10 protein-coding genes are annotated in these 12283 nt (G+C 62.0%); 9 read left to right on the top strand and 1 reads right to left on the bottom strand.

The genetic code is table 11. The features are described from left to right. Nucleotides 1-461: 461 nt before the first annotated feature. The 8 genes from MAMT_RS09950 to MAMT_RS09985 all read left to right on the top strand — a co-directional run bounded on the left by MAMT_RS09950 (nucleotide 462) and on the right by MAMT_RS09985 (nucleotide 10106). Nucleotides 462-1202 carry a MotA/TolQ/ExbB proton channel family protein gene (locus MAMT_RS09950; RefSeq protein ID WP_142660882.1) on the top strand — a complete coding sequence of 247 codons (741 nt, stop codon included), beginning with the start codon at nucleotides 462-464 and terminating at the stop codon, nucleotides 1200-1202. Next, nucleotides 1199-1636, top strand: coding sequence for an ExbD/TolR family protein (locus tag MAMT_RS09955; protein WP_142660883.1), 438 nt, complete (start codon nucleotides 1199-1201; stop codon nucleotides 1634-1636). The genes MAMT_RS09950 and MAMT_RS09955 overlap by 4 nt, the downstream gene beginning before the upstream one ends. A gap of 35 nt (nucleotides 1637-1671) precedes the next feature. Further along, nucleotides 1672-2529 carry a TonB family protein gene (locus MAMT_RS09960; RefSeq protein ID WP_178087071.1) on the top strand — a complete coding sequence of 286 codons (858 nt, stop codon included), beginning with the start codon at nucleotides 1672-1674 and terminating at the stop codon, nucleotides 2527-2529. Nucleotides 2530-2590: 61 nt separating this feature from the next. Next, the gene (locus tag MAMT_RS09965) at nucleotides 2591-3697 is read left to right on the top strand and encodes a beta-propeller domain-containing protein (protein ID WP_246186643.1); all 1107 of its coding nucleotides are present in this window, start codon (nucleotides 2591-2593) and stop codon (nucleotides 3695-3697) included. A 6-nt stretch (nucleotides 3698-3703) separates the two neighbouring features. Next, on the top strand, nucleotides 3704-4249 hold the full coding sequence (locus tag MAMT_RS09970; protein WP_142660885.1) for an OmpA family protein: 546 nt from the start codon (nucleotides 3704-3706) through the stop codon (nucleotides 4247-4249). Nucleotides 4250-4331: 82 nt separating this feature from the next. Beyond that, nucleotides 4332-5705: a replication-associated recombination protein A gene (locus MAMT_RS09975; RefSeq protein ID WP_246186644.1), complete on the top strand. Its 1374-nt coding sequence runs from the start codon at nucleotides 4332-4334 to the stop codon at nucleotides 5703-5705. Nucleotides 5706-5892: 187 nt separating this feature from the next. Further along, entirely contained in the window at nucleotides 5893-7545 is a 1653-nt protein-coding gene (locus tag MAMT_RS09980; protein ID WP_178087072.1) for a VWA domain-containing protein, read from the top strand. 2 nt (nucleotides 7546-7547) lie between these two features. Continuing rightward, nucleotides 7548-10106: a BatD family protein gene (locus MAMT_RS09985; RefSeq protein WP_178087073.1), complete on the top strand. Its 2559-nt coding sequence runs from the start codon at nucleotides 7548-7550 to the stop codon at nucleotides 10104-10106. Nucleotides 10107-10135: 29 nt separating this feature from the next. On the opposite strand, the gene MAMT_RS09990 is transcribed toward MAMT_RS09985, so the two are convergent. Beyond that, the gene (locus MAMT_RS09990) at nucleotides 10136-11269 is read right to left on the bottom strand and encodes a hypothetical protein (protein ID WP_142660888.1); all 1134 of its coding nucleotides are present in this window, start codon (nucleotides 11267-11269) and stop codon (nucleotides 10136-10138) included. 91 nt (nucleotides 11270-11360) lie between these two features. On the opposite strand from MAMT_RS09990, the gene MAMT_RS09995 reads away from it, so the two are divergent. After that, complete coding sequence (locus tag MAMT_RS09995) at nucleotides 11361-12212, top strand: L,D-transpeptidase (RefSeq protein WP_142660889.1); 852 nt, start codon at nucleotides 11361-11363, stop codon at nucleotides 12210-12212. Nucleotides 12213-12283: the final 71 nt, after the last annotated feature.

Genomic DNA, 12283 nt, shown 5'->3' on the forward strand with positions numbered 1-12283 from the left:
CTGCTTTTGGGTCCAGCAACGGAAGCGCTCTCGTTCGCCGGATAGAAACGCATGGATGCGCGCGCGTACCCGGCCAAGCCGTTTCTGGATCCGCCGATAGCGCCTTTCCCAGTCTTTGCGGATCGATGCCTCCTCTATGAGCAAGAGGGAGCGACAGGGCGGGGAGAGCGGCCGGGAAGACCGAATTCGGAAGCGGGACCGTCGCAAAGAGGAGCCGCCGTTGTACAAGTTTGCTGGATCCTCCGTCTGCCAGCCTAAGCCGAAGAGGTCCCTCCACAAGGAAGTGGATTCGCTCGGACGGCTGCTCGGCGCTGGGAAAGAAGCCGCCTCCGCCTGAGTTCGAGGCGCCAGAGACCGCTAGGCGTACGTTCTAAACAGTGCCATCCTGCCATGAGAGCCACGGTCGACATGCTCGGTCCGTTTGACGCCGAAGCGCCAAACGCGCATGCTCTTCCCAGCTTATGGAAAGCTTGGGTTTGGTCAACTGTTTTGCCGCCGGCGGGCTGGTCTACGCCTTCGAAAAGGCGACTCTGGCGAGCAAGTTGATCCTCTTCCTGCTCCTCCTGGCTTCCTCGCTGAGCTGGACGGTTATCTTTGTTAAGTTCGGACAGCTTCGTTTCGCGCGGCGCCAGACCCAGCGTTTTCTCGAGAGACTTCGTCCCGGTTCCTGGTACGTGCCCTATGCCAACCGGGAGCGATTCCCGGGCTCTCCGGAGCACGCCGTCTATGCGGTCGCCTTTCAAGAACTCCTGCACCAAGCCCATTTCCCCTCGGTCGTAGGAGGACCTCCTCCGGAAAAGCTCCTTCCCGATATCCTGGTGAAGCCGCCTGCGGTCAAGGCGGTGCAGGGAGCGATCGAGCGCGAGCTCGGCATCCAGGGCCTGTTCCTGGAAGAGCAGATGGTGCTCCTGGCGACCGCTGCGTCCGGAGCGCCCTTCCTCGGCCTTTTAGGAACCGTGTGGGGGGTGATGGACGCGTTCAGCGACATTGCGATCGTGGGAAAGGCATCCCTCGCCGCCATGGCGCCGGGAGTCTCGGGCTCCTTGATCTGCACGGTGACCGGTCTTCTGGTGGCGATCCCGGCCCTTTTTGCGTACAATTTTCTCATTGCGACGATTCGTTCGCATACGATCCGAATGGAGAATTTTGCAGCGGAGTTGCAGAGCGAGTTGGAGCGCTCCTTTCTGGAGCCTGACTCATGAAGCGCTTTTCCCAGAGAATGTCGGCGCGAGGCTTTGCCGAGCTGAACGTGACTCCCATGCTCGATTTTGCTTTCACCCTGCTGGTCATCTTTTTGATTACGACGCCGCTCCTGGAAAGCGGAATCGACGTCTCCCTTCCGCAAGCCGCCGCCAACCGTCGGCCTCCCAACCCCCACTCGGTCCAGACGGTCACGGTCACTCGGGCGGGCGGTCTCTTTTGGAATCGTGAGCCGATCACGATCGCTCAGCTTCCCGGCCGGGTTGCGGAAGCACTCCGGCTTCATCCGGATCTGGCGGTTGCAGTCCGGGCCGACAAAGATCTCCGATACCAGGAACTGGTCAGCGTTTTCGACACGCTCCAAGCCGGGGGAGTTCCCCAAGTGGCTCTCGTCCATGCCGAGGAAGCTGCGGGCCTTCCTCCCGCTACCCCTTGACGCCCCTCTCCTTCCGCCATCAGAATGGAACTGCCGTGACGCGAGACTCGATCTCCCGCAAGCCATCCCTTCCGAAGGAGCAGCCTTCCCATGCCCGGGCCTTCCGGCGAACCTATCCGCTGGTCGCCGCCGGCCATCTTCTCGCCCTGCTTCTTCTCCTCGTGCTCGCCAAGTTCGTAGCGAGCCGCCCTGCTCCTGCGGCTTTCTTCTCCCCCGTTTCTGTGGACAAGACGGGGGCCGGCAACCATTCTCCGCCGCAAGCTCGTGCCGATTCTTCACCCTCCCCTGCCGAACCTACCGAAAGGAGAACTCCTTCTCCGGCTGCCCGCGCGGAGAAGGCGGCGAAGCCCGCCTCGTCCTCGATCCACCCCGCTCCCGTTCCCGTGAAGCCGGCGCCCTCCGTCCCGGTGGTGAAAAAGCATGTCGAGCCTCCCCGGAAGCCTTCCATTCGTCCCAACCTGGTCGAAGTGAGCCGCACTCTCCCGGCGGAGGCAACCCCTTCGAAGCCGCCTCCGGTCACCCACCGCAGCGTCGAGCCCTCGACGAAACCGAGCGAGCCCAAAACCGGGCCGCCCGGCAATGGAGAGGGGGGTGGCTCCTCCTCGAATGCTCCCTCGCTTGGGCCGAACTGGTACTATGCTCTCATTCGAGACCGTCTCTACGCCGCTTGGGATCAACCTCTCCACCTTTCGAGCCAAAACCTTGTCGCAAGGGTACGGATTTTCGTTGCCAAGGATGGTCGCATCTCTAAACCTGTCCTCCTTAACTCATCGGATAATGAGGAGTTCGACCGCACCGTTTTGGCTGCAGCTCACCAGGTGGAAACGGTGGGAGAGCCCCGTCCCCAGGACGTGGCCGAAGCCGTTACGGTCACCTTCCGCATGGTACACTGATTGGGTCCGTATCGGAAAGTCGAGAGCTGCGCGGGGAGTCCTCTTCCTCCTCCTGTTGGTTTTGCCTCTTTCTTCATCCTGGAGTCAGGTCGAGGTCACCGGGGGCAAGGCAGCGGTCGCCCTGCTTCCCTTTAGCGGCCCGGAAGGGGCCAAAGCGCATGCCATCGTGAGCGCCGATTTGACCCGGACCCTCCTGATTCAGGTGACTTCGGGCGCTCACGAGCGTTTCGAAGCATCCGCCACGGTGAGCGGCGGATCACTCACCGGCCGCCTCGTCGACCGGCATCAAAAAACTCCGCCGGTAGAGCGCACCTTTGCCGGAGATCTGCGCCGGATCGCCCATGAATTTGCCGATATGGTCACGCAGCAGGTCACCGGCGTCGCCGGGTTCGCGACCAGCCGCGTCGCCTTCATTTCACAGGAAACAGGCTATAAGGAGCTCTACGTCATGGATATAGACGGAGCGAACGTTCAGCGCATCACCGCAGACCGCTCGATCAGCGCCCATCCTCGCTGGAGTCACGACGGCGCCCTTCTCGTTTACACCTCTTATCGGAGCGGCTATCCTGATGTCTACATCGTGAAACTCGGCAAACGGACGCGGAGCCGAGTCGCATTTTTCCCCGGCATCAATTCGGGCGCCGCCTTCTCCCCGGATGACCTGACCTTGGCGCTGACCCTGAGTAAAGACGGCAATCCGGAAATCTACCTCATGCCGGTGGACGGTGGGGCGCCTCATCGACTGACGCGCAATCGGGCAACCAATACCTCTCCCTGCTGGTCTCCCGACGGCCAGGAGATTGTCTACACTTCGGACGAGCGGGGAAGTGTGCAGCTCTTCGTGATTTCCGCCCAGGGAGGATCGGCTCGCCGTCTGTTGACGGGGAATGCCTATAGCTCCGAGCCCGACTGGTCTCCCGACGGCAAAAACATCGCCTATGCCGCCCGGATCGCCGGCGAATTTCAAATCGGCGAGTATGCCCTCTCGTCAGCGACAGCGGTCGTGTTGAGTAGCGGCGGAGGGGAGGATCCATCCTGGACGAGGAACTCTCGCCACCTGGTGTTTGCCCGCGGGGGGTCCCTCTATCTCATGGATTCGGTTTCCAGACAGACCGCTCCTCTTCCGAACAGCCTTTCCCGTTGTTCCGAACCATCCGTCTCCCCTTGAACGCACATGAATTCCTTACCGCTCCTTCGCCGCTCGGGTTCGATCCGCCACTTCACCGGACTCTTTCTTTCGCTGGTGCTCCTCGTCTCTCTTGCGAGCTGCGCCAAGCCTAAGAAGAACGGCGGAGTCTCCGCTCCGGAGGAGGAATCCCTCACCACCTCTCCGCTGCCTAGCCGCGGGGACTTTAATCCGGAAACCGATGTCAACTATGCTCCGCTTCGCGCCGAGACCGTCTATTTTTCCTTCGACAGCTCGGCCATTCCGAGCGGAGAGCGAGGAAAGCTGGAAAAGGCAGCTCAGTGGATGGCCGAAAACCCGGATAGGTTGCTTCTCTTGGCAGGCCATTGCGACGAGCGGGGGACCGAGGAATACAATCGAGGTCTCGGAGAACGGCGGGCCCTCGCCGTCCGCGAATATCTCATCGGCCTCGGCATTTCGCCCCAGCGACTTCATACGATCAGCTATGGAAAAGACCGACCGGTAGCCCGCGGCCACAGCGAAGCAGATTATATCCGGAATCGGCGGGTGGAGCTGGGAGTCATCGAAAAGTAGCGGCTCCTCCTGACCGCTCTCCTCGCGGCGGCCGGATGCCGCAATCTTTGTCGTCGGCGCCGACTTACGGTATCCTACGAGGGTGGACGAACTCTTCCCGATCGCAAGCGTCACCGCATCACCCGTTTCGGAGGTCGCACCTTTGGCGGTACGACTGCGGCCGCGCGGCCTTGAGGAAATCGTGGGGCAGGAGTCTCTGCTCGCCCCGGGGAAGCCGCTGCGCCGCCTTGTCGATGCCGACCGGCTGGGCTCGGTGATTCTCTTCGGCCCTCCCGGCAGCGGTAAAACGTCTTTCGCCGAAGCGGTTGCCTGCGCGACGAAGCGGCCTTTCACGAGGCTCAACGCCGCTGATTCGGGCGTGCCCGAGCTGCGAAAGATCCTGGAGCGTGCTTCCGTCCATTTCTCGAGGCGGGGAGAGCCGACGATCTTGTTTCTGGATGAAATCCATCGTTTCAATCGTGCGCAGCAGGACTCTCTGCTTTCCGGAGTGGAAGAGGGGGTCATTCGCCTGATCGGGGCGACGACGCACAACCCATGCTTCGCTCTGAGCGCTCCTCTTCTTTCCCGATCGCAAGTCTTCGAGTTTACTCCCCTGTCTGCGACTCAACTGGATCAGATCCTCTCCCGCGCCCTGGAGGATTCCGAGCGCGGTCTCGGCCGCTTCCAGTGCCGACTCGATCCGCTGGCCCGACAACACCTTCTTGCCGCGGCACAGGGGGACGCCCGCCGGCTCCTCAACGCCTTGGAGGTGGCCGTTCTTTCCACCCCGCCTTCTCCGGACGGGAACATCGAGATCGACCGGGAAGCCGCCGAGAATTCGTGTCGGAGGAAGATGCCTCGCTACGATCGGGACCAGGATGAGCACTACGACACGATTTCGGCATTCATCAAGTCGGTTCGGGGGGGAGACCCGGATTCGAGCCTCTACTGGCTTGCGAAGATGCTCGTCGCCGGAGAAGATCCACGATTCATCGCCCGCAGGCTCGTGATCCTGGCGTCGGAAGACGTCGGACTTGCCGAACCATCGGCTCTTCCTCTCGCCGTCGCTGCGTGCCAGGCGGTGGAGCAGATTGGGATGCCGGAAGGCCGAATCCCCCTGGCGGAAGCGGTGATCTATCTCGCCACGCTGCCGAAGAGCAACTCTGCCTATGCGGCGATCAATCGGGCGATCGAGGCGGTGGAGAAAGGAGAGACCGTTTCCGTTCCCCCCTCTCTCCGTGACGCTCACTACGCCGGCGCAGCCCGTTTGGGCCGCGGAGTGGGCTACCAATACAGTCATGACTATCCCGAGGCGATCTCTCCACAAGACTATGGAATCGTTCCCGGCCGCTTCTACGAGCCGATCCATCGTGGCGAGGAGAAGGAAATGGCCGAGAGGCTGAAACGGTGGCGGGCCCTTCGCTCATCAACGACTCGGGAGCCGGAGGGGAGGCCCTCTTCCCCCGAAAAACAGTAGTCCGCATGCGTCCATTCATTCCCGGCTCGACATTTTTCTTGGTGGAGTGGGCCATGTTCGCCAAAGTTATTCGAATCTGTCTGCATTTGCGCCTATGAGCTGGCGCTCTCCTTCCTGGTTCATCCTTGGACTTCCGCTCCTGGCTGCTGCGGCGATTCTCCTCCGGCGCTCGAGAGAGAACTCCCCGATGCGGAGACCCTTCCTCTGTCTGATTCCGACAGACGGGCGCTGGATGATCCGCGCCGGCACAAGCGGTCTCCATCGCCGCCCCTGGTTTTTTTTTCTGGCCGGCTTTTTGGCCATCTTAGCGTTGGCAGGCCCCCAATGGGGGAAAAGCTCGCGGCAGCTGCTTCGTCCGTCCACCGACCTAGTCATCGCCTTGGATCTCTCCCGGAGCATGACCGCGCAGGATCTGGCCCCCTCTCGGCTCGATCGGGCCAAGTTGCTGATTCGCGCCTTTCTCCAGGAAGCCGCGGGACAACGGATTGGCCTCCTCGTCTTCTCCAACTCAGCTCAGCTTGCGGTGCCCCTGACCACGGATTACGGCGCTCTCGAGGAGCTATTGGCCGAGCTCACTCCTGCCAGCCTTCCCGAGGCGGGAACCGATTTCGGCGCTCTCCTGGACGAGACATTCGATACTTTTTCCCAGAGGGATTCCGCTCATCGGATTCTTCTCATTCTTAGCGATGGCGAAGATCACGGAAGCGGATGGAAGGAAAGAGTTCCTCGGCTGGTGAGGATGGGCGTCCGCATCTGCGCGATCGGCCTTGGCACGGATCGGGGAGGGTTGGTTCCGGATCCGCGAGGGGGATTCCTCAAGACCGACGGAGGACATCCGGTTCTCTCGCATCTGCAGCCGGAAGCCTTGCGCGCCTTGGCGTCGGCAACCGGCGGGCGATATTTTCGGGGGGACCGGTGGGTGACCTTGGCGGAGATCCTTGAGGTGGATTCCGCCGCCAATGCAACTCGATTGGAGCAGATTGCAGGTCAGGCGGAACGTTTCACCTATTTCCTCCTTCCCGCCGTTCTCTGCTGGTGTGTAAGCCTTCTTTGGGAACTGCCGGCCTTCCGCTCCTCCCCCAAAACCCCCGTTTCGTCTCGTCCCCTTGCCACAGGCTCGAAGGTTCCCCTTCTGCTGCTTTTCGGACTGGGGGGGCTGTTCTCCGCGGTCTCTTTCTCCCATGCGAAATCGGATGCGGCTTCGGCTTCCGCCGGCGAAGGAAAGGATGCGCTGATCCCCTGCGTTCAGGCTCTTGCTCGAAAAGATCAACTCTTTGCGTCCGATTACGGCACGCTGGCTCAGGAGACGATTTCTTGGTGCCGAAATCGGCAGGAGTCCGGCTTATCCGCCGGGGTGATTCAGGATGGGCTGGTTGCCGTCGACCGAGGCGAGCGGCTGGATCCCCGCCTTCTTCCCTGGAAGCAGTTGCGCAAGGAGCTTGAGGGCTTCCTCAAAGCGAGCCGCCCCCCGGACGCTCCCTTGGAAGACTCCCATTCGTCTTCTCAGCATCAAGGCTCGTCCTCCGGTCCCCCCTCCCGGTTCCGATCGGCGGCGGGCGCTCGCCCGCAACCGTCGGGAAGCGGGCAGCGGCAACGCTCTTCTCCTGGATCTCCCGAGGGGAAGGCTCCGGCTTCGCCTTCCCCGTCTTTGTCGGATTCCTCGAAGCAGAAGGATGGCGCGGATTCGCATGCGGGGCAGTCGTCTCCGGAAGGGCGGAATGGAACCAAGGCGCGCTTGCGTCAGGTGGAGCGTTTAGATCGCCCAGCCCTCCTCTTCGAGCGGATGCGGCAAAAGGAGGCAGAACAGGCGGATGTCCCGCCCGAACCAATGGATTGGTGAAGGTGAAACGCTTTTTGGCTCTGCTTTTCTTGGCTGCTTGCTTTCCTTCTGCTCTTCTCCACGCCCAGAGCGCTCATTGGCTTCCTCTGGAAAGCAGCGCAATCCTCGGTTTGCCTTATCGAGTGGAGCTGGTCGTCGAAGGCGGAATTCCGCGGACGGATCCCGAGCTTCCCCCGATCCCTTATGTCGAGACCAGTTCTGCAAAGAGGGAGCCTTCCGCCAATTCCGGGAACGCGAGAAGCCCTTCCGTTGCGTATGTCTACACCCTCCGCCTGCTTCGATCCGGCCCTCATGCGATTCCCGGATTTTCCTTGGCTACGGATCATGGCATCGCCTCCGTTCCGGCATTCACGTTTTGGGTCGGCGAGCCGTCCTTTTCTCCTTCCTTTACCTCGTCGGCAGATGCTTCGCTGACTCTTTTCCGCGATGAAGTCTGGCAGGGGGAGCCCTTCCCCGTGGAGTATCGGCTTCTGGCCCATGCCGGCGCTTTTCTAGAGATTACCGGACAGCCGGAATGGACGCCCGCAGATCTGCTGGTCGACCGCTGGAGCCGCCCGGAAAGAGTCAGCGGGGAGTGGCGCGGAGCTTTCTTCAGCGGCCTTCGCTACTCTGCGCTCGCGATCGCCCTGAATCCGGGAAAGATCTCCCTTCCTCCCGTCAGCCAACATGTGAGCATGGAGACGAGCAAGTTCGGGCAAGGCCTTTTTTCGCAAGCCGTCATTCGTCCGCTGGTGCTTCACTCCGCGGCGCTTGCCCTGTCCGTGAGGCCATTGCCGGCACCAGCCAAGGACGGTTTCAGCCAGGCCGTGGGCACATTCGGCCTGACCAGCCAGATTTCTCCTTCGGATACGCAAGTGGGGGAACCCGCCACATGGACGCTTCGAATCGAGGGGACGGGCAACTGGACAACCCCTTGGAATCTCCTACCCCCGGAGATTCCAAGCGGCCTGCGCGTCATCGAGCCGGCACCGCAACAGCAGAGCGATCCGGATTCCCTCTTTTGCGGCTCTTTGAAGGTCGAACGCATCTTGGTTGCCGAACGGCCGGGCCGGTATCTGATCCCTCCTTATCGCTTCACCTACTTCGACCCTCTAGCCGGCATCTACCGGACGGCTCTGGCCCCCTCCACGGTCCTGACTGTAAATCCTCGCTCTTCTCCCGTCGGTTCTCTCTCCGATCATTCTTCCTCCGGCCGACCAATGCCCCTTCCTGCGGAAGCGGCTGCTCCCAAAAAGCGGTTGCCGCAAGCCCCGCTTTCCGGCTCTGCCCGTGGCCTCGTCCCGCTGGAGAACCGCTGGCTTCTTGCCGGAGCAGGCGGTGCCGGCGTGGTGCTTCTTGCCCTTTGGCTCATTCTGGCGCGAGGGCATGCGTGCCTGACGGATCCCTTGCAACGCAGACGAGCCGGATTGCGCCGCCTCCGCCGGATTCATCGAGAGATCCGCCATTCGGGCTCGGAAGGGGAGCGGCAGCAACAACTGTTTCGCTGGCAATCGGCGATTCGGGATGCCTGGCTCGTCGGCCCTGTCACACCGGAACTGGCGGAGCTTCAGGCTGCTCTGGAACGGGCTCAGGTCGACCAGGCAGCCTTCCAGACTTGGACCGCTCTCTGGCGGGAGGCAGAAGTTCATCTCTACGCGCGAGAGGTGAGTCTTCCTGCGGATTGGGTGGAACGATCCGAGGAACAGGCACGCCGCATTTCCATTCCGCGACCGTCGTGGAGAAAGACCTTCGCCCTTCCTCACTTCTTTCCCGTCTTGACGATCTTAGGCTTGCTCCTCTCTTCGTCCTGGGGCCTCAATGCCTTGGATCTCTATCGCTCAGGCCGATTTACAGAGTCCGGGTGCCTGTGGGAGAGGAGCTTGCGGAGGTCTCCCACTGACTGGATCGCGCGCAGCAACTATGGCGCGGCACTCTCCCAGGAAGGGCGTTGGCCGGAGGCGCTCGCCCAATGGTCTTCCGCCTTCCTGCTCGCTCCCCGAGACTCGGCTGTCCGCTGGAACTTCGCGCTCGCAATCTCCCAGTGTCCCGGCGTCGATGCGCGGCTCTCTGCCTTGACGAACGGGCCACTCTGGTTCCGCTGGATCGCCGTCGGCTCCCCTGCGGAATGGCAGATCCTTCTTGCGGGCGGTCTCTTGGATCTTTTCCTCTGTGCGCTCCTCCTGCTCCTCTCGCGCTACCGCTTGGCTCAACTGGCCCCCTCGCTGCGTAAGGCCCTGCTTGCGCTCGGCCTGGGCGTCTCCGGGATCGCTGCAACCGCGGTAATCCTCTACGGTCCGATGGCGGATCCTCGGGCTGGTCTCGCGACCGAAGGGGCGCTTCTTCGATCCATGCCAACAGATGCCCAGCAGCAGAACAGTCCGCTCCTCGCCCCAACCCTGGTGGTCGTCGGCAAGCCGTTCCTCCATTGGGTCCAGGCATGCCTTTCGGATTCACGATCGGGGTGGCTGCGCGCGGAGACGATCGTCCCCTTTTTTCGCCCCCCATACGTCCCGCGTCCGTCCGCTGTTTCTTCCACGACTGCCGACGCAGAGACAGCGCTTCCCTCGGCTTCTGGTCCATAGCCAGCATGGACCTTTTTGAGACAGGCAGGTCAGAGCCGTCCCAAGAGGTGGCCGACCACCTTCCTGGCATCCAGCACTTCTTCCGCAAAGGCTCGCGCTCCCGCGGCTTCTGCGTCGTAGTGGCTTTCCACTCTTTCGATCGCGCGAGCCGCCTCCTCCACCGAGGAAAAGGCGTGGAGGCCGTGCGGAGGCCTAAGCAGCGTACTCCAGCCGGTGTCCTGGAGAACCACCGGTTTGCCCAGAGAGAGGTAGCAAGCGCTTCGATCGCTGAACCAACCGCAGCGGGAGACGCGATATCCCCCCTTCACCACGGAGAACTCCCCGCGGCTCTCCCGCAAAAAATTGCGATACTGTTTCCAATCGTCCGCCATGCCGCTGCTGGGAAGCAGCTCCCAGCCCGCGGAGCGAAATCTTTCGGAGACCTCTTCTTCTTGCAGATCGCTGGCGATGCGAAAGGGGATGCCGGTGATCCGAGGCAGATCGATGAACTTTTCCCATTCCGGAGCCTTGTTCGTAAAGGTCCATCTGCCCCAACGGACTTCCGGATAGGCGCGCCAATGGGTTACGGTGGTCCAGCTTTTCCCGCTTCCCGGGAGTCCAGTCCAATATTCGAGAGCAACCGGGGGCAGGGTGGGCAGCCAGCGTACCCCCAGGGGCGGAGCGTGAACTCCGGCTCCGTCCATGCGGAGTCCCACGGTCAGAAAAAGATCATGGCCGCCGAGGCCGAGATCACAGCCGTACTTCGCCGCCCAGACCGACGTGAAGCCCGGATCGAGGTCGAGGTAGATTCGCCGTCGCGGCAGATTCAAAAGTTCTCGACGGCGCAAAATGCCCGAGATGTTCAAAAGCAGGTCGGCTTCTCGGGCATAATCGCGCAAGTCGTCCCACTTCTCTTCCATGCCTTCCTGCAGAAGGGTTGCTTTCCCACTCCATCCGAACTCCTGCACCGCCTTTTGCCAGTGGACCCCATTGACAGCTCGATCCGGAGAAGTTCGATGGCCGGCGGCATCCACGCAAGCCGAGGCCGGCAGCTCTTCCACAAGCCAAGTATCCCATCCCGACAGACGAAAGCCGAGTGCCCACTGGAGGAATGCCCAGGTGACCCCCGCCGAGTTCCGTGGATAGCGGGCAAACGCCGTCGTGATGATCGCCTTGCCGCCCATCCCTTGTCTCCTTCTACGCCGAATCGAGTCGCTGGTATCGAAAAAAGGCTTTTCCCAGAGGCTTACTTCTCGCTAGAGTTGCCCGAATTTCATGCGACCCGTAGGCCTGGGCGGCAAGCTTTGTGTCGGCGCCCTAGCAATCCTTCTCTCGAGCTGTGTCACCCAGACGAACTACAAGCCGACGACTCTCGTGAGAGTCAGCGTACACGACCAGGCTCTTGAAGTCGTCAAGAACGGAACTTCGACACACCGTTTCCCCGTTTCCACCTCTCGGTTCGGCTTAGGGGACGAGACGAACAGCTTTCGAACGCCGCTGGGCCGATTCGTCGTCCAGAGTAAGATTGGCGACGGCGTCCCGTTGGGGGGCAAGTTCTACCATCGGCAGTATACCGGGGAACGGGTCGACCTGGAACATGGATCGGCGTGCGGCCACGACAGCCTGCTGACTCGGATCCTCTGGCTGCGCGGCTTGGAAGAGAGTAATCGCAACGCCTATAGCCGGGGAATCTACATTCACGGCACCAACCAGGAAGCCCTGATCGGCCAGCCCGCAAGCTATGGTTGCATCCGCATGCGGAATCGGGACGTCCTTGCTCTTTACGATATCGTGCCGCAAGGGAGCCTGGTCGTCATCCAGCTCGATCCGCTTTCTCCGGCGCCCCGCGCTGTCGCCGCGGCCGCAGTGAGGAGGCCGGCCACTTCCAGCCCACAATCCCGAGCGACCCCTGATCCTGCCCCGGTTCCTCCGAAAGCGCTCCCGGTCCAGGCCAGCCCGGCCCCGCGCCCTTCTTCTCCTCCCACGTCCCGGCGACCGGCCGTTTCCTCCCCACACGCTCCAAGCCGCACGGTCGCCCACCACGCCCGAGGTCGACGGCATCCTCACCGGCCTCATGCCCTCCGAGGCAAGCATCTTGCCAAGGCCTCCCCTCGCAAAACCGGGTAGGCGTTTTCTTGCCGGCACCTTGCCGGCCCGCGGTAGATTCCCCGGGAAAGCTCTTCCTTCAATCGGTTTTT

This window comes from Methylacidimicrobium tartarophylax, assembly GCF_902143375.2.
Taxonomy (GTDB): Bacteria; Verrucomicrobiota; Verrucomicrobiia; order Methylacidiphilales; family Methylacidiphilaceae; genus Methylacidimicrobium; species Methylacidimicrobium tartarophylax.